Consider the following 20,685-nt stretch of genomic DNA (forward strand, 5'->3'; position numbering starts at 1 on the left):
CGGCATCGCTCCGGACGGACCCCCTCCGGACGGACCGCCAGCGGACGGCGCTCCCGCCGCCTGGCGAGCGCCCGCGTGATGAGCTCCCGCCGGATCACTCGGCGCGGGCGGCTGCGGAGGCCCACTGGACGGAATCGACTGCCCCTGCGGCGGCGGCCCGGACGGTGCCGGCCCGAACGACGCCGGGCCGGACGGTGGGGGCCCGGGCGGCCCGGCCACTGCAGGACGCCCCGGCACTCCGGCGGGCCGGAACACCGGGAAGCCCGATCGAGCACCCGCGCCGGCCGGCACACTCTCCCGCTCCGTGACCTCAGCGGCGCTCGCGCGGTCGGCCACGGCCGCGTCGGTGCCGGCCGCATCGGTGCCGGCCGCATCGGTGCCGGCCGCATCGGTGCCGGCCGCATCGGTGCCGGCCGCAGTGGACCCGACCGCATCGGTTGCGGACGCATCGGTTCCGCCCACATCAGATCCGGCGGCCCCGGTCGCCGGCTTCTCGCCGCCCGGTGACCCCGAACCCGGTGACCCCGAACCCGACGAAGGAGCTCCGGACGTCACGGCAGCCTCCGCCGACGTCTCGGGCGCCTCGTCAGCGCTGGTCTCTGTGGCCCGGGTCTTCGCCGCGTCGGCGTCCCCCCGGGCATGGCGTCCGCTCATCGAATGGTCTCCCGAACGACGATCCTGGACCGGGCCCGTCCACCGCGTTCCTCGGCGGAGCGGTCCCGCCGCCAGTCCGTGGCCGCGGTGCGGAGCACCGCGCGGACCGGGCGGTCAGGGCTGACCTGGCGCAGGATCAAAGAGGTCAGGACGATCGACAGGGCGATCTCGATCGCGGGGAAGAGCTCGACGTCTTGGGTCACGGCCCATCGGCCGAAGATCAGGACAGCTAGCACGACAGCGAACAGCGGATACGCCACATAGGGCAGGTGCACCGGTAGCGTGAAGCCCTTCGGACCCAGGAAGAGCAGCTTCGCGCGGTAGATGTCGTCGTCGGGGCGCAGCCGCATCGGGTTCAGCCTCCGAGCGCCAGCCGGGCGATGCTCTCACCGAACGCGAAGAGCAGCCCCGCGCCAGCGATGAACACGATGCCCAACACGGCGATGCCGCCGGTGGTCAGCGCCGCCGACCACTGGCCCTTACCTGATCTGCTCAGGATGATTACTCCGACGACCGCCAGCAGGATCGGCACGATCTTCGCCACGATGAAGCCGACGATCCCGTCGGTGTTCAACGTGGTGCCGCCCGGGTCAGCCGCGGCGAGAATCCCGTCAGGAATCCCTGCGGTCGCCTGGATCACGTGGGTCAGCATCTGTACCTCCCGCATTGGTACGCCGACTCCTCGGCCCTTTACACGGCCACGGACACTACTGGGTTCCCGCATCCGTCGATCGGCATGCCGACGTACCACCACCTCTCTGGTGACGCTAAGACACGCTACCGCTACGTCGGGGGAACCGGTAATAACGGCGTTCACCGGTTGGGACCGCCAATCTCCGCTCTCCGGACGGCCGCCGGTCCCCGATACGGACGATCGGACCTGCCAGGAACGCAATTTCGCGGCCCCCGATCGGCGTCCGGTTACGGTGGCGGGTTTCGGCTACGGAGGGTGTTACCCGCTACCCTGATTTTCGCGGCGCGGCGCCCCCGGCAGCGCCGGATTCCACTGCTTCCTCGCGGCCCCCCGCACGTCGGCGCCCGCGAGGCACCGAGTGTCCGCGGAGGGACCGGTGAACAGGACGTCGCTGGTCGCAGCCGTCGCACTCGGCTTGGGACTACTGCTGGCCTGCGGTGGCTCGGTGGTGCTCGCACACGCCCGAGCCGCGGTGCGCGCCGACCACCCGCGACGCGGGTCGATCACCCAGTACCCGGCCGCGCTCTCGGCGCTGATGGGCTTCCTGCTCACCAGCGTGGCCGGCGCGGTGCTCTGCTGGCGGCTGGCTCCCGGCGGGGGCACCACCGCCGCCCTGGTCGCGATCGTCGCCGGCGTCATCCTGTTCGCACTCGTCGGCGCGCTGTTCGCTCGCGTCGCGGACCGGGTCGAGGAGCGTCGGCTCCGGCAGGTACCGCACGAAGTGCATCGTCCGATCTCGGCGCCGCCCCGGCGCACGGCCCTGACCGCGGCCCCGGCCGCCCGCGCCGCGAACGGCTCCTCCGCCGAACGCCGCGCGATCGGTCCCGCTGACCGCCTGGCGCTCAGCGCCGCGAACTCCCCGGCCGCGCCGCGGGGCTCCGGCGCCCGCCCGCTGCTCGGCTCTGCCGAGCACCCGGCGATCGGCCCGGCCGAGGGCCGGCCCTCCCGCTCCATCGAGCCCGCTCCCGACGTGGAGCCGGGCCCGATTCCCCGGCCGCGTCCGCCGTCCGACCCGCCACCGTTCGGCTACTCGACGCCGCTGGTCCCGGTGCCCCCGCGGGTGCCCTCGGCCGACGCAGGCGGGACCGAGCGGCCGGACGGCACCGGCGGAAGCGCTAGTGAGGATCCGGCCACACCGGACGACGCCCCGGAGCCCGCGCCGACCGCGGAAGCCACTGTGGAAGCCACCCCGGCCGCCGCGGAGCCGGACCTGGTTCCCGGCTGGATGTACCACGACGAGGCCGACAGCTGGTTCCTGGTGGTCGGGACGCCCGGTGGCACACCGGCCCTGTTAGGACTGCCCGCGTTCGCGCTCGTCGCTCCGGGCGGGCCGGGTGCGCCGGTCGGTACGCTGATGCGGGCCGGCGCCGCCGAGCTCACGGTCGTGCCCGAGCAGTTCCCGATCTCCGGCACCTCGCTGATCGGGGGGGACGATGTCCGCGACGGGGGCGAGGTCAGCGACGTCGTCGCGGATACACCCAGTAATCCATCGGCGAGCCCGACTAACAGCCCATCTGATCCCGGCAAGGGAGAAGCCGGTTGAGTAGGACGCTGTCTCACCATTCGGACGCACCGTGGCGTTCACTCTCCGGTGACCAGCATGGACTGGATGAGAATGAGTGAATCCGGGGGTGCAGGCGCGCGCTGCCTCGTCATCCGACACAATGACGCAAGGGGTCACCGAGCCACAGCATCGTGTTAGATTCTAACTGTTGGTATATGTGCTGTGACTCTGTGACTAGCAGTGCGCGTGGGCGCCAACCCCGCTGCGAGGAGGCGTGACATGAAGAAGTTCCTCAAATGGGGAGCGGTTGCTCTGCTGGTGTTCTTCGTGGTGACCCAACCCGCGGACGCCGCCGGCGTGGTCCGTTCCATGACCAACGGCCTGGTGAACATCGCCAGCGGCATGAGCGCGTTCGTCACCAACCTGGCATAACGCACCGTCACACACGCCGCCCGGCCGCGCGCCCTCACAGGCTCGCAGCCGAGCGGCGTCAGTGACTCCCGGTCGTGCGCCGCGAACGACCCGCGCGGCGCCTCCGGGTCCGAGCCAGGCTCCCCGCGCGGGCACGGCTCACTCCGGGGGTGGCTCCTTGCCCTCCCACGCCGCGGCGTGCAGTTGCCGGAGGCCCCGGACGGCGTCGAGCGCGAGCTGCTTGTCGGCTGCCTGCACGGCCAGCACCGACACCAGCTCGTCGTCGAGCAGTTCGATCGCCGCCCACGGCGAGTGCCGGTCGAATCGCACCGCGCGGACGAGCGTCCACGGCACGGTGACCCCGCCGATCACGTTGCGGACCGCCACCTGGTGCGCGTCGGCGACCACGCGGGGCCGGGTCAGCGAGAGCACTCCCCCGGCCAGCAGGAGCCCGAGGAATACCATCGCGATCTGGTCACCCACCCCGAACGGGGCGCCGACGTCCGGGTCTTCGGTCGTGGCCGGCCGCCCGAGCAGCACCGCGATGACGCCGAAGAGCACGACGATCGCGACCGCCAGGATCCAGCAGACGATCGTCAGCCGGTGCGGGCGCGCCCGCACGACGTCCGGCGTCTCCGCGTCCACCACGTCGGCTCCCCGCTCCGGTCCAGTCACAGCCGGCAGGCGTGGATCGACGTGACCAGGATGGCTCGCGCACCGAGGTCGTAGAGCGCGTCCATGATCCGGTTCGTGTCCTCCTTGGGCACCATGGCCTGCACCGCGACCCAGCCGTCCTTGTGCAGCGGAGAGATCGTCGGGCCCTCGATGCCCGGGGTGATCGCCACCGCGTCGTCCAGGCGGGCCAGCTCGACGTCGTAGGCGAGCATCACGTACCGGGCGGCCACCAGCACGCCGTTCAAGCGACGGGTGAGCTGGTCGACGCGGTGGTCGGCGCCGGACTCGGTCTGGCCCTTGCCCCGGATCACCACCGCCTCGGAGCGCAGGATCGGCTCGGCGACGATCTCCAGACCCTGCTGGCGCAGCGTCGCCCCGGTCTCGACGACGTCCGCGATGACGTCGGCGACGCCGAGCCGGATGGCGGTCTCGACGGCGCCGTCCAGCCGAATCACCTCAGCGGCGACGCCGTGCTCGGCCAGGTGCGTCCGGACCAGGCCGGCGTACGAGGTGGCGATCCGGCGGCCGGCCAGGTCGGTGATCGACTCGACGGTGCCCGGCCGGGCGGCGAAGCGGAACGTGGACCGACCGAAGCCGAGCGCGAGCATCTCGTCGGCGTCGGCGCCCGAGTCGAGCAGCAGATCCCGACCGGTGACCCCGAGGTCGAGGTCGCCGGAGCCCACGTACACCGCGATGTCGCGGGGGCGCAGGTAGAAGAACTCGACCTCGTTCTCGGCGTCGGTGAGCACGAGCTCTTTGGGATCGCGGCGCTGACGGTAGCCAGCCTCGGCGAGCATTGCGGTGGCTCGCTCGGAGAGCGAGCCCTTGTTGGGGACGGCGATGCGCAGCATGCCGGAGACCTTCCGGTGAAGGGCGGGCAGGTGGGGGGTGCAGGGCGGGAGGGCTACAGGTGGGAGTAGACGTCCTCGAGGCTCAGGCCACGGGCGAGCATGAGGACCTGCAGGTGGTAGAGCAGCTGCGAGATCTCTTCGGCGGTCCGCTCCGCGGACTCGTGCTCGGCGGCCATCCACACCTCGGCCGCTTCCTCGACGACCTTTTTACCCACGGTATGGACGCCAGCCCGCACCGCCTCCACCGTGCCGGAACCCGGGGTGCCGTCGGCCACCTTGGCCGACAGCTCGGCGAACAGCGCATCGAACGTTTTCACGTTCGCAGTCTTTCACGCGACGGCGTCGGCTCCGGGTGCCGCCGGTCGCGGGCTCGTCCGGCGCCGGCGTGNCGGTGGATCAGCCGACGCCGAAGCCGACCTGCGGCACCGGCGCACGGCGCAGGTCCCGCAGGACCATCGCGGCGTCGAGCGCGGCGAGCGTCGCCTCCCGGCCCTTGTCCTCGGCGCTGCCCTCGAACCCCGCCCGGTCGCGCGCCTGCTCCTCGGTGTCGCAGGTGAGCACGCCGTTGCCGACCGGGGTGCCCGCGTCCAGCGCGACCCGGGTGAGGCCGGCGGTCACCGCGTCGCAGACGTACTCGAAGTGCGGTGTTCCGCCGCGGATGACGACGCCGAGCGCGACCACCGCGTCGCACCGCCGGGCCAGCTCCTGGGCGACCACCGGCAGTTCGACGGCCCCGGAGACCCGGGCGGTGATCACGTCGGTCACGCCGCTCACCGCCGCCGCGGCCAGCGCCCGGTCCAGCAGGTGGTCGGCGATCTCCGCGTGCCAGCGGGTGGCGACGACGCCGAGCCGCACCCCGGCCGCGTCGAGCGTCCCCAGGTCGGCCGCGCCCGCGCCGCTCATGCCGGCGCTCCCAGCGAAGCGGTCCGGTCGAGCGCGGACGCCCGGTCGAGCCCGGGCGCCCCGTCCAGCCCGGGCGCCCCGTCCAGCACGGACGCCCCGTCCAGCACGGACGCCCCGTCCAGCACGGACGCCTGGTCGAGTACCGCGGACGCGACCGCGATCTCGTCCGGCAGCCCGACGATCTCGTGGCCCATCCGGTCGCGTTTCGTCCGCAGGTAGCGCACGTTCTCCGGATGGGCGTGGGCGGGCAGCGCGACCCGGTCGTGGACCCGGACGCCGTAGCGCTCCAGGCTGGTCCGCTTCTCCGGGTTGTTCGTCAGCAGCCGTACCGACCGGACGTCGAGGTCGAGCAGGATCTGGGCGCCGATCGCGTAGTCGCGGGCGTCCACCGGCAGGCCGAGCTCGAGGTTCGCGTCGACCGTGTCCGCACCGGTGTCCTGCAGCTCGTACGCGCGCAGCTTGTGCAGCAGGCCGATCCCCCGGCCCTCGTGACCCCGCAGGTACACGACGATCCCCCGGCCCTCGGCGGCCACCGCCGCCAGCGCCGACTCCAACTGGGGCCCGCAGTCGCACCGCAGGCTGCCGAACACGTCCCCGGTCAGGCACTCCGAGTGCACGCGCACCAGGACGTGGTCGGCCCCCTCGATGTCGCCGAGCACGAACGCGACGTGCTCGGTGCCGTCTACCGTGCCCCGGTACCCGACGGCCCGGAACGCGCCGTGCCGGGTCGGCACCCGGGCGTCGACCTCCCGCTCCGCCTGGCGCTCGGTCCGGCGGCGGTAGGACACCAGGTCGGCGATGGTGATCAGCGTGAGGTCGTGGGTGGCCGAGAACTCGATCAGCTCGGGCAGGCGCGCCATCGTCCCGTCGTCGTTGACGACCTCGCAGACCACACCCGCCGGGTGCAGACCGGCCAGTCGGGCCAGGTCCACGGCGGCCTCGGTGTGCCCGGGCCTCGCCAGGACACCGCCGTCGACGGCGCGCAGTGGGAACACGTGCCCGGGGCGGGTGAACGCGTCCGCGCCCACGGTCGCATCGCCGAGCAGCCGGATGGTGTGCGCCCGCTCGGCGGCGGAGATCCCGGTGGTGGTCTTGTCCCTGGCGTCCACCGAAACCGTGTACGCGGTGCCTTTGCTGTCCTGGTTGGTGTGGTGCATCGGCGGCAGGTCCAGGCGGTCGGCGTCCGCCTCGGTAACCGGCGCGCAGACCACGCCGGAGCTGTACCGGATCGTGAACGCGAGCAGCTCCGCCGTGGCCGCGGACGCCGCGAACACCAGGTCACCCTCGTTCTCGCGGTCCTCGTCGTCGACCACGACGACGGCCTTTCCGGCGGCGATGTCGGCGATCGCCTGTTCGATGGTGCCGAACGTCACCTCGGTCATGACTGCTCCTCCAGGCTCGGGACCAGCAATTTCTCGACGTACTTCGCGACGACGTCCACCTCGAGGTTCACCGGCGCGCCGACGCCCCGCGTGCCGAGCGTCGTCGCCGCGAGCGTGGTGGGGATCAGGCTGACCTCGAAGTACTCAGCCGTGACGGCCGTAACCGTGAGGGAGACCCCGTCGACCGCGATCGAGCCCTTCTCCACGACGTAACGGCCCAGCGCCGGCGGAAGGGCGATCCGGACGATCTCCCAATTCGCGAATTCTTTTCGGCCGGCCTTTCCCGTGGTCGCTGCACCTTGGGGAGGGCCGGAGGTTGAAAAGAGTTCGTTGTCCGGACGTCGTTCCAGCACGGTGCCGACGCCGTCGACGTGGCCTTGGACGAGGTGACCACCGAGTCGGGTGCTGAGCGTCGCCGCCCGCTCGAGGTTGACCGGATCGCCCGGCTCGAGTCCGCCCAGCGCGGACCGGGCGAGCGTCTCGGCCATGACGTCGGCGGTGAACGCGTCCGCGTCCTCGACGGAGACGACCGTCAGACAGACGCCGTTGACCGCGATCGAGTCGCCGTGGGCAGCGTCCGCGGCTACCCGTGGACCTTTCAACGTGAGTCGAGCGGCCCGGTCGAGCCGGTCGATGCCGGCCAGGGTCCCGAGTTCCTCGACGATGCCGGTGAACATGTGCGCCGTGCGCCTCCTCCGCCTGGGCGGCCCCGGAGGCACCGAAAGGCAGGCACGGGCGACGACGCACCCAAAACACGGGCACGTCGGCCAGCCCGCGCGCTTCCTCCCATCCGGACTTTCACCGTCGGTCCCGGAGTTCCACCGGGTCAACCGCTTGCCCCGAAGGGCGCGCGGGTCGCGGACTGTCACCGCCGGCTCGGAATTTCACCGACCCCGGAGCGCGCGTACTGCGTGGTTTCTGTCGTTCCTTCGTTCTTCTGTCTACTTCGTGGGACCCGATATCGCTACCGACGCGTACCGAAACCCCACCGTTACGCGCCAGTTTGGCACGGTAGCCCCGCCCTCACCCGCCCAGTGCGACCGGGATCACGCCGTCCCGGGCTCCGCCGCCCGCTCGATAGCGTGCCGCTCGCGGGCCGCCGGACCACGTCCGGGCTCGGGGTCGCGCCGCCGGTCGACCGCCACCATCGACCCCTCGGTGCGCTTGGCCACGGCCTTCATCTCGCTGGCCGCGGCCACCACGTCCCGGTGGTCGGCGAACCGGCGCTGGGTCGACAGGGCGACGCCGATCGACAGCGTCAGCAGGCCGTGCCGCCGTAACCGGCCCTGCCGGTCGATCACCTCGAAGTAGCCGCGGGCCAGGTCCTCCGGGTCGTAGAGCACCCGGCTGGCCTGGTCGAACAGTGTGATCGCCCGGTCGGTGATCGGCGTGATCTGGTCCGGCGTGCAGACCACCAGGAAATCGTCGCCGCCGATGTGGCCGAGGAACGGTGGCGGCCCGGCGACCCCGATCGTCGACGTGTGCAGCGCTCCCGCCGCGGCGGTGAGCATCTGATCCCCGCGGTAGAAGCCGTAGACGTCGTTGACGGTCTTGAAGTTGTCGAGGTCGATGTAGCAGACCGCGTACTCCCAGCCGTGCTCCCGCCTGGCCTCGATCCGCTCGGCGATCGCGTCCAGGATCCGGGTGTTGCCCGGCAGGCCGGTCAACGGCGAGACGTCTCGCATCTCCCGGTTGCGGCGCAGCGTCGCCCGGACCCGCGCCACGAGCTCGCTGAGGTCGAACGGCTTGACGATGTAGTCGTCGGCGCCGGCGGTGAGTCCTTGGATCCGGTCGGCCGAGAGGTCCTTCGCGGTCAGCATGATGATCGGTAAGGCCGCGGTCAGCGGCGAGGCCCGCAGCTGCCGGCAGAGCTCGTACCCGTCGACGCGCGGCATCATCACGTCCAGCAGGACCAGGTCGGGCCGGTGCCGCTCGATCGCTGCCAGCCCGCTGCGGGCGTCGCTCGCCACCACCACGTCGAAGCCCTCGAACCGCAGGTTCATCGCGACCAGCGCGGTGATCTCGGTGTCGTCGTCGACGATCAGGACCAGCCCTTCCGAGCCGCGCCCGGCGCGCGGGGAATCCCCGGGGGGCTCATCCCCGGCCGGACCCGCGGCGTCGGTCACCGAACGGCCCTCCTCACCGCACGGCCGCCTGGCCGGCGGCCCGGCCCGCTGCCGCGCGCAATGCGGCGACCGCTGCGGCCGGGTCGTCGGCGTTGTAGACCGCCGACCCCGCGACGAACGTGTCCGCGCCCGCCTCGGCGGCGGCGTGGATCGTGTCGGCGTTGATGCCGCCGTCGACCTCGATGCGGAGCTCCAGGTGCCCAGTCTCCACGCGGCGACGGGCCTCGGCGACCTTCGGCAGCACCTCGGCGATGAACTCCTGACCGCCGAAGCCCGGCTCGACGGTCATCACGAGCAAGGTGTCGAAGTCGCGGAGGATCTCCAGGTACGGCTCGAGCGGGGTGCCCGGCTTGAGCGCCAGTCCGGCCTTCGCGCCGGCCGCGCGCAGGTCGCGACCGACCGCGCCCGGATCGTCGGTGGCCTCCGCGTGGAACGTGACGTTGTGCGCCCCGGCCTCCGCGTAGCTCGGCGCCCAGCGGTCGGGATCCGCGATCATCAGGTGGCAGTCGAGCGGGATGTCGGTCGCCGCCTTGATGCTCTTCACGACCGGCAGGCCGAGCGTCAGGTTCGGAACGAAGTGATAGTCCATGACGTCGACGTGCAGCCAGTCCGCCCCCGGGACGCCGGGCCGGCCGGCGACCGATGCTGCGGCGTCCGCCAGGCGGGCGAAGTCGGCGGACAGAATGCTCGGTGCGACGTAGAGCTCCACGGCGCAAAGTCTAGTGCTGCGCGTCGTCGGTCCACTGACCTGGAGCACCCGGGGCGGCGAGGTGCGCGCCGCCTGTCGTCACTCCGCGGGCTTGCGCAGCAGCGAGAGGAACATCGCGTCGGTGCCGTGCCGGTGCGGCCAGAGCTGCAGTGCGGCGGCGCGTGCCGCGCTCGCCCCCTCCGGGATCGGATTCACGTCCGCGGCGGCTGCGGCCTCCGGCACGATCCGGACGTCGACCGGCTCGGCGCCCGTGCGCCGGCACACGTCCGCGACCAGCACCCGGGTCTCGGCCAGGTGCGGTGAGCAGGTCACGTAGGCGACCAGCCCTCCGGGCCTGGCCGCCCGCAGCGCCGCGGTCAGCAGCTCACGCTGGAGCTTCGCGAGCGCGGGGACGTCCCCCGGCTGGCGACGCCAGCGCGCCTCCGGACGCCGGCGCAGCGCGCCCAGACCGGTACACGGCGCATCCACCAGCACCCGGTCGAATCCGCCCTCGGGCAGCTCCGGGTGGGTGCCGACGTCGCGCCCGTCGACGGTCAGCACGGTCACGGGCAGTCCGGCCACCGCGGACTCGACGAGCTTCGCCCGGTGCTCGCTGACCTCGACCGCGGTGAGGTGGACGCCTCGCGCGGCGCCGATCGACGCGAGCAGGCCCGCTTTTCCGCCGGGTCCGGCGCAGAGGTCGAGCCAGCGGGTGTCCTCGCCCTCCAGCGGTGCGGTCGCCAGCGTCCAGGCGCAGAGCTGGCTGCCTTCGTCCTGCACGTGGGCCCGGCCGTCGGCGATCGCCGCAACGTTGCCGGGTGCGCCCTCGGGCAGCTTGACGGCGACCGGTGACCACCGGCCGGGCTCACCGGCGACGTCCGCGGCGAGTTCCTTGGCGTCGATGCGGCCCGGGCGGGCGGTCAGGTCGACGCCGGGCCGCTCGTTGTCGGCCGCGAGCGCGCGGCCGGTCTCGCTCTCGCCGGCCGCCAGGCGCGCGGTGTCCTCACCGAGCGCGTCGGCGAACGTGCGGACCACCCACTCCGGGTGGCTGTAGCGGATGGCCAGGTGGGCGATCGGATCGGCGGCCAGGTCCGGGGTGACCTCGTCGAGCCAGGTGTCGAGGTCGCGCTCGGAGACCCGGCGGAGCACCGCGTTGACGAACCGGGCCGGTCCGTCGGTGAGCGCCACGCGGGCCACCTCGACCGTGCCGGCGACCGCGGCGTGGTCGGGCACGCGGGTGAAGAGCAGCTGGTAGGCGCCGAGCCGCAGCGCCTGGAGCACGCGCAGATCGACCTTGTCGATCGGGCGGCTGCTCCCGGCGGCGAGGATCGGGTCGAGCGTGCCGCGGTGGCGCAGGGTGCCGTAGGTCAGCTCGGTGACGAACGCCGCGTCGCGACCGGTGAGCCGGCGTTCGACCAGCAGCGGCGGCAGGGTGAGGTTGGCGTACGCGTCCCGCGCGGCGACCGCGACCAGGACGTCGAAGGCCGCGCGCCGGGCCGGGTCGGGCGTGGCCTTCTGGTAGGTGCCCCAGGACCGCTTGTTCCCCTCGTGCCCCGATTCGTTTCGCGGCCGATCGGAGCCGGAGCGCTCACCCCGGTCAGGGCCGGCGCCGCGGTCGGGTGCTCCGGGGCGGCCGCGGCCGGAGCCGCCGCGCGCCCGGTGTTGGCCGGGGCGGCCGTCGCCAGAGCCGTCGGGGCGGGTTTCGCCGCGGGAGCCGTCGGGGCGACCGCGCTCCGGGCGGCCCGCGCCGCGGGGCCCCTCGGGCCGGCCGCTGCCCGGTCGCCGTCCCTGGGGCCGGCCGTCTCCTTCGCTCACCGCTGCACCTTCGATCCGTGACGTCTGTTACTCGAAGCGTTCGCCCGGCTCCGGCCGGGCACCGCGCGCCCAGTCGGTGGCCTGCATCGCCTTCTTGCCCGGCGGAACCACCTCGCCGAGCTCCACCGGGTCGGTGGCCGTGGCGACCAGTATCCGCTTCCGCTCGACCAGCAGCGTCCCCGGTGCCGGGCGGTCGGCGACGCCCGGCACCGAGCGCACCGGCCCCACCTTGATCCGCTCCCCCCGGAACGTCGTCCACGCGCCGGGCGCCGGAGTACACGCCCGGATACGCCGGTCGATCGCGAAGGCCGGCGCCGACCAGTCGACGTGGGCGTCCTCGACGGTGAGCTTCGGCGCGAGCGAGACCCCGTCGGACGGCTGCGCCACCGGGGTGAGCGCGCCGGCCGCGATGCCGTCGACGACCTGCGCGAGCAGCTCGGCCCCGGCCACCGACAGCCGTTCGAGCAGCGCACCGGCCGTGTCGCTCGGCCGGATCAGCTCGGTGAGCGTGCCGAACACCGGCCCGGTGTCCAGCCCCTTCTCCAGCTGGAACACCGCAGCACCGGTGATCTCGTCGCCGTGCAGGATCGCGTGCTGCACGGGTGCGGCGCCCCGCCACGCCGGCAGCAGCGAGAAGTGCAGGTTGATCCAGCCCAGGCGCGGTACGGCGAGCGCCGACGGCGGCACCAGCCCGCCGTAGGCGACGACCGGCGCGAGATCGGGCTCGAGGTCGGCCAGGCGGGCCAGGAAATCGGGGTCGCCGGCCTTCGCCGGGGTCAGCACCTCGATGCCGTGCGCGTCGGCGACCTCACCGACCGGCGACCGCTGGAGTCTGCGGCCGCGTCCGGCCGGGGCGTCCGGGCGCGTGACGACGGCGACCACCTCGTGGCCGGTCCGCAACAACCGCTCCAGCGGCGGAACGGCGACCGCCGGGGTTCCGGCGAAGACCAGCCGCAGTGGTGCGGTCACCGCGGCTTCCCGAACAGCGGGTGCGGGCTGACCTTGACCTCCGGGGCCGGCTCGTTCGCCCAGGCCGCCTCGCGGATCGCGCGCATGGCCTCCTTCTTCGTGGCCGGGTCGAGCCGGTCGACGAAGAGCACCCCGTCCAGGTGGTCGGTCTCGTGCTGCAGGCAGCGGGCCATCAGCTGGGTGCCGACGATCTGCACCGGCTCGCCGTGCATGTCGAAGCCCTTGGCGACGACGTTCAGCCGGCGCTTGGTGTCGAAGTAGAGGCCGGGCACCGACAGGCAGCCCTCGGGGCCGTCCTGCTCCTCCTCGTCGGGGAACTCCAGCACCGGGTTGACCAGGTGACCGACCACGTCGTCGACGTCGAACGTGAAGACGCGGAGCGAGACGCCCAGTTGCGGAGCGGCCAGGCCGGCGCCGCGCTCGTCGAGCATCGTCTCGGTGAGGTCCTTCACGAGGCCACGCAGCTGCCGGTCGAAGTCGACGACCTCGTCGGCGCGCGTGCGGAGGACCGGGTCTCCGAAAAGCCGAATGGGACGGACAGACACGCAGGTACCCCTCGGGACGGCTGGCAGGCACGACGCATTCGGCGCGCCTCAGTGCGCACCAGCACTCCAGTCTACGGTCACCGCGCCGCGCGCCCCGCCGCGCACCGACCCGCCGCAGCGCCGCCAGGCGCGCGCTGTGTCTGAACGCGGAGCCCGGCCAGGCGGCGCTGACGTCCGCCGCAGGGAGGGCCGTGACCGTTCTGTGGTCACAACCGACCGAGACGGCCGTCAGCGTCGTTCTGGCCGGGCCGCTCACAGAGCCGCTTACAAGAGGTCTAGGGGGTCGACTTGGATGCGCACGGGCTGGGGCGCCTTGTGGGCGCTGCGGACGGAGGCGGCGTCGCGGAGTGCGGTGGCCAGCGCCGGGCCGAGCGACCGCGGGCTACGGACGAGTGCCCGCTCCAGCTCCTCGTCCTCCGCACCCGCTCGGGAACCGGCTCTGGGTGGTGGCGGGATCGGCACCGGTCCGAGCACCTCCGCCTCGGCCGGGAGATCGGTGAGCCGCAGCAGATCGGCGACCGCGTCGGGCGAACCGGTGACGCTCGCCATCCGCACCGCCGGTGGGAACCCCAGCTCGGTCCGGTCGGCCAGTTCCCGCGCCGCGTGCCACTCCGGATCCCACCGCAGCAGCGCCTGCACGGCCGGAACCGCGCCGTCGGCGGCGATCACGACCCGGCCGCCGACCCGCGCCGGCCGCACCAGCGCCACCGCGTTCGCCCAGCGTCGCAGCGCCTCCTCCGACGCCCGGAGGTCGGCCCGGTTCAGCAACGCCCAGGTGTCGAGCAGCAGCGCGGCCCCGTAGCCACCTTCGGCCACCGGTTCCGCTCCCGGCGTGGCGATGACCAGCGCCGCACCGGCACCGACCTCGGTGAGGACGCCGTCCCGGCCGGACGTCCGGACCGGGATGCCGGGGAACGCCCGCCCGAGCTCCTCGGCGGTGCGGCGGGCGCCCAGCACGGACGCCCGCAACCCACGGTGCCCACAGTCCGGGCAGGCCCAGCCACCGGCGAGGTGCCCGCACCACCGACACGAAGGCACGTCGCCGTCACCGGACCCGTCGCGGCCACGCAGCTCCAGCGGCCCGGAGCAGGTGGTGCAGCGGGCCGGACGCCGGCAGCGTCCACACGCCACCGACGGCACGTACCCCCGCCGCGGGACCTGGACCAGCACCGGCGCATCGGCGGCCAGGGCTTCGCGCGCGGCCCGCCACGCCACGGTCGGCAGCCGAGCGGCCGATGCGGTCGGGTCGGCGGCCAGGTCGCGGTCGTCACCCACCGGGACGACGCGGGGCGCGGCGGCCCGCACCACCTCGCGGTCGGCTTCCAACGGCTTGGCCCACCCGGTCTCCAGCAGCAGCTGTGCCTCGGCCGTACGGGCGAAGCCGCCGAGCAGCAGCCCGGCATCGGCCAGCCGGGTGCGCACGAGCAGGACCTCGCGCGCGTGGCAGTACGGAGCCCGGGGTTCGGCGTGCAGGTCGTCGCCGTCGTCCCAGAGCACGGCGAGCCCGAGGTCGGCGACGGGCGCGAACCCCGCCGCCCGGGTGCCGGCCACGGCTTGCACCTCGCCCCGGCGGACGGCCAGCCAGCGCCGGTACCGCTCCTCCGGCCCGAGCGACGCGGCCAGCGTGGTGTGGCGGCCCGGCCCGAGGACGTCGGCGAGCGCGGCGTCGAGCCGGTCGAGGTCGCGAGCGTCGGGTACCACGGCGACGGCGCCCCGGCCGGACGCCAGCGTGGCGGCGACGGCTTCGGCGATCCGGCGGGGCCAGTCCTCCCCCGGCAGGGCGGCGAGGACCGCCCGGGGCGACCGGCCGGCGGCCAACGCCCGCAGGTAGGCCGGGCCACCGCGGTACCGGCCGAAACCGTCGTGCGGTGGCTCTGGGCGGCCCTGGGCGTCGACCGGCAGCACGTCACCGGCGCGGCGGGCGGCGGACTCGGCGCGGGCGTGGCGGGGTGGGATCGCCAGCCGCAGTACGTCGGCGAGCGTGCCGGCTGAGCGGTCGGCGACCGCGCGGGCGAGGCGGGCGATCTCCGGGGTGAGCACCGGCTCGGCCGAGAGCGCCCGGTCGAGGTAGGCGAGTTTGCCGGTGTGCTCGCTGCTGGCGACCCGCTCGAGCACGTACCCGTCGACCAGCTGCCCGGAGAACCGGACCCGCACCCGGCCGCCGACCACCGCGGTGCCGGCGAGATCGGACGGGACCAGGTAGTCGAAGGGGCGGTCGAGGTGTGGCAGCGGCAGGTCGACGCAGACCCGCGCGACCGGTAGCTCCTCCGCCGGCTCGCGCGCTCCCTTCGCCTTGGCAGCCCGCTTCTTCTTGGCGGCGGGCTTCCCGGCCGGCTTACCGTCCGCCGCGCCCTCGGGTGCGGCCGCGTCGGGCGCCGCCGTGTCCGGCGCCGCTGCCGGAGCCGTTCCGGGTGCCGCCGTTCCCGGTGGGACGGGCGCGGGTGGCTCGGCCGGCGGCGGCGTCGACGGCTCGGCATCTGCGGGCGGCTCGTCCGGCGCGAAGTCGAGCGGCAGCGCCGCGTCCTCCCGGCGTTCGGCCGGGCGCCGCGCGACGGGTCCCGCGGGGCGCCGCGGTGCCGCGGACCTGCCGCCCCCCGAGCGGGCCGAGCCGGCCGATCCGAGGTCGAGTGGCAACGCCGCCTCGTCGGCCGGCGCCGCGGGGCGGCGCGGTGCCGCCGGACGCGCGGAACCCGCAGAGCCTTCCGGCTCCACGGGCTCCGCGTCCAGCAACGTCATGCCTCTGGTCTACCAGCACCCTCTGACAAGGTGCCGGTCGCAATCGGTGATCAGGCGCCGACGGCGTCCTTCAGAGCGGCCGCCCGGTCGGTCTTCTCCCAGGTGAAGTCCGGCAGCTCCCGGCCGAAGTGACCGTAGGCGGAGGTCTGCCGGTAGATCGGGCGCAGCAGGTCCAGGTCGCGGATGATCGCGGCCGGGCGCAGGTCGAAGACCTCGTTCACGGCCTTGCTGATCCGGTCCGGGTCGACGGTCTCGGTGCCGAACGTCTCCAGGAACAGGCCCACCGGGTGCGCCTTGCCGATCGCGTACGCGACCTGCACCTCGGCCCGGTCGGCGAGACCGGCGGCGACGATGTTCTTCGCGACCCAGCGCATCGCGTAGGCGGCCGACCGGTCGACCTTGGACGGGTCCTTACCGGAGAACGCGCCACCGCCGTGCCGGGCGAAACCGCCGTAGGTGTCGACGATGATCTTGCGGCCGGTGAGGCCGGCGTCGCCCATCGGGCCACCGATCTCGAAGCGACCGGTCGGGTTGACCAGCAGGCGGTAGCCCTCGGTCTCGATGCCCAGCTCGGCCAGCTCCGGCGCGACGACGTACTCGGCGATGTCGGGCGCGAGCAGCGTCTCCAGCGAGATGTCCGAGGCGTGCTGCGACGAGACGACGACGGTGTCGAGGCGGATCGCCTTCGGACCGTCGTACTCGATCGTCACCTGGGTCTTGCCGTCCGGGCGCAGGTACGGGATCAGCCCGTCCTTGCGGACCTGCGCGAGGCGGCGCGCGAGCCGGTGCGCGAGCGCGATCGGCAGCGGCAGCAGCTCTGGGGTGTCGTTGTTCGCGTAACCGAACATCAGGCCCTGGTCGCCGGCGCCCTGCCGGTCGAGCGCGTCTTCCTCGGACTCGACCCGCGCCTCGTACGCGGTGTCGACGCCCTGGGCGATGTCGGGCGACTGCGACCCGATCGAGACGCTCACGCCGCAGGACGCCCCGTCGAAGCCCTTCTTCGACGAGTCGTAGCCGATCCCCAGGATCGTCTCCCGCACGATGCTCGGGATGTCGGCGTACGCGTCGGTGGTGACCTCACCGGCGACGTGGACCTGGCCGGTGGTGATCAGCGTCTCCACCGCGACCCGGCTGCGCGGGTCCTGAGCCAGCAGCGCGTCGAGGATGCCGTCGCTGATCGCGTCGGCGATCTTGTCGGGGTGACCCTCGGTCACGGATTCGGAGGTGAACAGTCGGCGGGCCACGGTGCTCCCAGGGTCGAGGGTGGGTTGTTTCGGCGCGAGTCTACCGATCCGGTGGGGGACCCCCGGAAAGTGCGGTGACTTGGCCGTCAACTTGTCGAGCTACCGAAACACTGCTGCTCAACGGGGGACCAGTGGGTCGGATGCCCGGTCCCGCACGGTGGGACACGAGCCTCGTGAGGCTCGTGTGCACGGGGGTGCGCCGTCAGCGGTTCAGCCGCGGGACGACGAGATCCCAGATCACATCGGCCAACGCTTCCTTCGGTCCGTGCGGCACGGACGTGGCGGTGCCGTCGTCGGCGAGCACCACCGCGGCGTTCTCGCTCGACTCGAACGCTTTGCCCCCGGACACGTCGTTGACGACAAGCAGGTCGCAGCCCTTGCGTGCGAGCTTGGCGTGGCCGTGCTCGAGCACCGAGGCGGTCGCGTCCCCGGTCTCGGCGGCGAAGCCCACGATCACCGGCCCGGCTCCGGCCTCGCGGCGTCTCCGGACGAGCCCGGCGAGGATGTCCGGGTTCTGGACCAGCGTCACCACCGGCGCGCTGACCTCGTCGGTCTTCTTGATCTTGCTGTCGACGTACTCGGCCGGGCGGAAGTCGGCGGGTGCTGCGGCCATCACGACGGCGTCCGCGTCGGAGCTGGCCGCGAGGACGGCGTCCTGCAGGTCCCGCGTACTGACTACTCGGACGACGTCGACGCCGGCCGGGTCGGGCAGCGCGGTGTTCGCCGCGACCAGCGTGACCTTCGCACCCCGGGCGGCGGCGGTTCGCGCCAGCGCGTAGCCCTGGCGCCCGGAAGAGCGGTTGCCGAGGAAGCGCACCGGATCGAGGTACTCGCGGGTGCCGCCGGCCGAGACGACGACCCGGCGGCCGGCCAGGTCCGGCTCACCGGCCGGGCGGCGCAGCAGACCGAACGCGACCTCGGCGATCTCGGCCGGTTCGGGTAGCCGGCCCTTGCCGGTGTCCGGGCCGGTGAGGCGCCCGACGGCCGGTTCCAGCACGACGACGCCGCGGGAGCGCAGCGTCGCGACGTTGGCCCGGGTCGCCGGGTGCTCCCACATCTCGGTGTGCATCGCGGGGGCGAACAGGATCGGGCAGCGGGCGGTGAGCAGCGTGTTCGTGAGCAGGTCCGGGGCCAGACCGTGCGCCGCCCTGGCGAGCAGGTCGGCCGTGGCCGGCGCGACGACGACGAGGTCGGCCCGGCGGCCCAGCGCGACGTGCGGCACCTCGTGGACGTTCGTCCAGACGTCGGTGGCGACCGGACGCCCGGAGAGCGCCGCCCAGGTCGGTGCGCCGACGAACTCCAGCGCGCTCTCGGTCGGCACCACCGTGACGTCGTGGCCCGACTCTTTGAGCCGCCGCAGCACCTCGCACGCCTTGTATGCCGCGATTCCACCCGCTACGCCCAGCACGACCTCAGCCACGGCCCTATCTAACCGGGCCGCCCCGACCGACGCTGCTGCGGAGGTCACTCTTCCCGACGGATATCGCCGAGAATGGGGAGTCGGCCACGCGGGCGCGGTGAACGCACTGGCCGGTGACGTCGGCGGGCCCCGAACAACGGGAGCCGGTTCCCACGTGATGGTTGTCCGATCGTCGACGTCATCACGTGCAAGATCCGCCAGCCACCGGTCCGCCAGAATCGGACAGTCCGGTCACAGGGAGTGCTTCCTACCGTATCGGCCGCCGTCGATAGCGGGAGTCGGTCCTGCGTTCGCGCAAATCGGACTTCCGAGGGTATGGATCCCGCGGCACGTGTTCAGCGCGCCAGCACCCGGAGACGACAAAGCGGACGTTCGGCAGCTGCCGAACGTCCGCCACATGCTGTGCCGTTGAAAGCGCCGCCAGAAGCGCGCAGTCAAAAACTACGGACCTGGAGCCCGCTGAGGGCGGGGCTGGCAGTCGAGCGCGACGACGCCGCGTATAAGTGAAACTCAACTTGTCGCGCTCGCCTGTCAGCGTCGTTCTCGGCGGGCCGCCTACCGATCAGCCTCGATGTTTTGCCGTGATGTCGACATCGTTGGTCTGCTCGTGCGTCAGCATGTCGCTGTTGATCTCGCGCAGCGCGATCGAGAGGGGCTTCTCCTGCGGAGAGGTCTCCACCAGCGGACCGACGTACTCGAGCAGCCCCTCGCCCAGCTGGCTGTAGTAGGCGTTGATCTGGCGCGCGCGCTTGGCCGCGTAGATCACGAGCGCGTACTTGGAGGACGTCTTCTCCAGCAGCTCGTCGATCGGCGGGTTGGTGATGCCTTCAGGAGCGGCGACGGTTCCGGACAAAACGGATCAGCCTCAAAAGGTTTTCGGGAGATTGTGTTTTCTCGTGGGGAGAACGACCCCCACCTCAGTGCCGGACCGTCCCTCAGCGGACAGGCACGGAGAGCAACTCTACCAACTCCGTGGCAGCCTGACCGACATTGTCGTTGACGATCGTGACGTCGAACTCTTTCTCGGCGGCGAGCTCGACGACGGCCGCGTCCAGACGGCGACGGATCGTGTCCTCGTCTTCGGTGCCCCTGCCGACGAGCCGACGGACCAGTTCGTCCCAGGACGGCGGCGCGAGGAACACGAACTGCGCGTCGGGCATCGCGGCCCGGACCTGCCGGGCACCCTGCAACTCGATCTCGAGCAGAGCGGGACGCCCGGAGGCGAGCCGCTCTTCGACGGGTCGGCGAGGGGTGCCGTAGCCGTTGCCGGCGAACTCCGCGTGCTCCAGGAGATCGCCGGCGGCCACCATCGCGTCGTACTCGTCCCGGCTGACGAAGTAGTACTGCTTGCCGTGCTCTTCGCCAGGCCGGGGCGGGCGCGTCGTCACCGAAACCGACAGCCACACCGAGGGGTGGTGACGCCGGATCTCGGCCACGACGCTGCCCTTGCCGACTCCGGACGGACCGGAGAGCACCGTCAGCCGCGCCGCGTTGTCAGCGGCGCGGGACGGGAGTCCGGGAGATTCAGCGCCCACCGGAGGTGGAGCCGAACTCCTGGAGCAGCGCGCGCTTCTGGTTGTCACCCAGGCCACGCACCCGCCGACTCTCGGCGATCTTGAACTTCTCCATGATCTGGACGGCACGGACCTTGCCGATGCCCGGCAGGGCCTCAAGGACGGCCGAGACCTTCATCTTGCCGATGACGTCGTCCTGTTCGGCCGAGTCGAGGACCTCCGACAGGGACAGGCCACCGTGCTTGAGCTTGTCCTTGACCGCGGCACGCTGCTTGCGCGCCTCGGCAGCCTTCTGCAGAGCAGCAGCGCGCTGCTCGGGGCTCAACGACGGAAGAGCCACAGGTCACCTCGGGTTTTCGTTGGGGAAGCGGACGATTCCAGCGCGTGAACCTAGCGAGGAAGTACGACAGGAATCAATGCGCCCCCGACTTAGCTCCCACCCAATCGTGGCATCAAACCGCGCAAAGCTGCGATTTCCGCCCTTTTGTCCGACCGAGTGGTGCCTGTCGGGAGCAATGCAGTGATCGATGACACACTCCACACTGACAGCAACG

General features: G+C 72.7%; 21 protein-coding genes and 1 riboswitch. Of the genes, 2 read left to right on the forward strand and 19 right to left on the reverse strand.

The genetic code is table 11. The features are described from left to right. Nucleotides 1-650 precede the first annotated feature (650 nt). Together ABEB28_RS02905 and ABEB28_RS02910 are read right to left on the reverse strand one after the other, a co-directional pair. Complete coding sequence (locus ABEB28_RS02905; protein WP_345726369.1) at nt 651-1,004, reverse strand: hypothetical protein; 354 nt, start codon at nt 1,002-1,004, stop codon at nt 651-653. A 5-nt stretch (nt 1,005-1,009) separates the two neighbouring features. Then, nucleotides 1,010-1,321, reverse strand: coding sequence for a hypothetical protein (locus ABEB28_RS02910; RefSeq protein ID WP_345726370.1), 312 nt, complete (start codon nt 1,319-1,321; stop codon nt 1,010-1,012). A 403-nt stretch (nt 1,322-1,724) separates the two neighbouring features. Here ABEB28_RS02910 and ABEB28_RS02915 point away from each other — a divergent pair, with 403 nt between their 5' ends. After that, the gene (locus ABEB28_RS02915) at nt 1,725-2,891 is read left to right on the forward strand and encodes a hypothetical protein (RefSeq protein WP_345726371.1); all 1,167 of its coding nucleotides are present in this window, start codon (nt 1,725-1,727) and stop codon (nt 2,889-2,891) included. A 240-nt stretch (nt 2,892-3,131) separates the two neighbouring features. Next, a complete protein-coding gene (locus tag ABEB28_RS02920) occupies nt 3,132-3,284 on the forward strand; it encodes a hypothetical protein (RefSeq protein WP_345726372.1) in 153 nt (50 codons plus the stop codon). Between the two features lie 138 nt (nt 3,285-3,422). Here ABEB28_RS02920 and ABEB28_RS02925 read toward each other — a convergent pair whose 3' ends face one another. The 17 genes from ABEB28_RS02925 to mihF form a co-directional block, all read right to left on the reverse strand. After that, entirely contained in the window at nt 3,423-3,911 is a 489-nt protein-coding gene (locus tag ABEB28_RS02925; protein WP_345726373.1) for a PH domain-containing protein, read from the reverse strand. A gap of 23 nt (nt 3,912-3,934) precedes the next feature. Further along, the gene (hisG, locus tag ABEB28_RS02930) at nt 3,935-4,789 is read right to left on the reverse strand and encodes an ATP phosphoribosyltransferase (protein ID WP_345726374.1); all 855 of its coding nucleotides are present in this window, start codon (nt 4,787-4,789) and stop codon (nt 3,935-3,937) included. Between the two features lie 53 nt (nt 4,790-4,842). Further along, nucleotides 4,843-5,106 carry a phosphoribosyl-ATP diphosphatase gene (locus tag ABEB28_RS02935; protein WP_345726375.1) on the reverse strand — a complete coding sequence of 88 codons (264 nt, stop codon included), beginning with the start codon at nt 5,104-5,106 and terminating at the stop codon, nt 4,843-4,845. Between the two features lie 79 nt (nt 5,107-5,185). Continuing rightward, on the reverse strand, nt 5,186-5,692 hold the full coding sequence (ribH, locus tag ABEB28_RS02940; protein WP_345726376.1) for a 6,7-dimethyl-8-ribityllumazine synthase: 507 nt from the start codon (nt 5,690-5,692) through the stop codon (nt 5,186-5,188). Further along, nucleotides 5,689-7,074: a bifunctional 3,4-dihydroxy-2-butanone-4-phosphate synthase/GTP cyclohydrolase II gene (locus ABEB28_RS02945; RefSeq protein WP_345726377.1), complete on the reverse strand. Its 1,386-nt coding sequence runs from the start codon at nt 7,072-7,074 to the stop codon at nt 5,689-5,691. Before ABEB28_RS02945 ends, ribH begins: the two co-directional genes overlap by 4 nt. Next, complete coding sequence (gene ribE / locus ABEB28_RS02950; protein ID WP_345726378.1) at nt 7,071-7,751, reverse strand: riboflavin synthase; 681 nt, start codon at nt 7,749-7,751, stop codon at nt 7,071-7,073. Before ribE ends, ABEB28_RS02945 begins: the two co-directional genes overlap by 4 nt. A 97-nt stretch (nt 7,752-7,848) precedes the next feature. Continuing rightward, a riboswitch (FMN riboswitch) is annotated at nt 7,849-7,980 on the reverse strand. Between the two features lie 140 nt (nt 7,981-8,120). Next, nucleotides 8,121-9,200 (reverse strand): response regulator, encoded by a 1,080-nt coding sequence (locus tag ABEB28_RS02955; protein ID WP_376981794.1) that lies wholly within the window; start codon nt 9,198-9,200, stop codon nt 8,121-8,123. Nucleotides 9,201-9,213: 13 nt separating this feature from the next. Continuing rightward, the gene (gene rpe, locus ABEB28_RS02960) at nt 9,214-9,909 is read right to left on the reverse strand and encodes a ribulose-phosphate 3-epimerase (protein ID WP_345726379.1); all 696 of its coding nucleotides are present in this window, start codon (nt 9,907-9,909) and stop codon (nt 9,214-9,216) included. A gap of 78 nt (nt 9,910-9,987) precedes the next feature. Further along, complete coding sequence (locus ABEB28_RS02965; protein ID WP_345726380.1) at nt 9,988-11,703, reverse strand: RsmB/NOP family class I SAM-dependent RNA methyltransferase; 1,716 nt, start codon at nt 11,701-11,703, stop codon at nt 9,988-9,990. 27 nt (nt 11,704-11,730) lie between these two features. After that, a complete protein-coding gene (gene fmt, locus ABEB28_RS02970; protein WP_345726585.1) occupies nt 11,731-12,660 on the reverse strand; it encodes a methionyl-tRNA formyltransferase in 930 nt (309 codons plus the stop codon). Between the two features lie 8 nt (nt 12,661-12,668). Then, nucleotides 12,669-13,217 carry a peptide deformylase gene (def, locus tag ABEB28_RS02975; RefSeq protein ID WP_345726381.1) on the reverse strand — a complete coding sequence of 183 codons (549 nt, stop codon included), beginning with the start codon at nt 13,215-13,217 and terminating at the stop codon, nt 12,669-12,671. A 264-nt stretch (nt 13,218-13,481) separates the two neighbouring features. Beyond that, nucleotides 13,482-15,953, reverse strand: a complete 2,472-nt coding sequence (locus tag ABEB28_RS02980) for a primosomal protein N' (protein WP_345726382.1) — start codon at nt 15,951-15,953, stop codon at nt 13,482-13,484. A 50-nt stretch (nt 15,954-16,003) separates the two neighbouring features. Further along, a complete protein-coding gene (gene metK / locus ABEB28_RS02985) occupies nt 16,004-17,197 on the reverse strand; it encodes a methionine adenosyltransferase (RefSeq protein ID WP_345726383.1) in 1,194 nt (397 codons plus the stop codon). Between the two features lie 202 nt (nt 17,198-17,399). Beyond that, nucleotides 17,400-18,617 (reverse strand): bifunctional phosphopantothenoylcysteine decarboxylase/phosphopantothenate--cysteine ligase CoaBC, encoded by a 1,218-nt coding sequence (coaBC, locus tag ABEB28_RS02990; RefSeq protein ID WP_345726384.1) that lies wholly within the window; start codon nt 18,615-18,617, stop codon nt 17,400-17,402. Between the two features lie 562 nt (nt 18,618-19,179). Further along, entirely contained in the window at nt 19,180-19,470 is a 291-nt protein-coding gene (gene rpoZ, locus ABEB28_RS02995; RefSeq protein WP_345726385.1) for a DNA-directed RNA polymerase subunit omega, read from the reverse strand. A gap of 82 nt (nt 19,471-19,552) precedes the next feature. Continuing rightward, entirely contained in the window at nt 19,553-20,152 is a 600-nt protein-coding gene (gmk, locus tag ABEB28_RS03000) for a guanylate kinase (RefSeq protein WP_345726386.1), read from the reverse strand. Further along, nucleotides 20,142-20,471, reverse strand: coding sequence for an integration host factor, actinobacterial type (gene mihF / locus ABEB28_RS03005; protein ID WP_073261690.1), 330 nt, complete (start codon nt 20,469-20,471; stop codon nt 20,142-20,144). Before mihF ends, gmk begins: the two co-directional genes overlap by 11 nt. Nucleotides 20,472-20,685: the final 214 nt, after the last annotated feature.

It is taken from the genome of Cryptosporangium minutisporangium (assembly GCF_039536245.1).
Taxonomy (GTDB): domain Bacteria; phylum Actinomycetota; class Actinomycetes; order Mycobacteriales; family Cryptosporangiaceae; genus Cryptosporangium; species Cryptosporangium minutisporangium.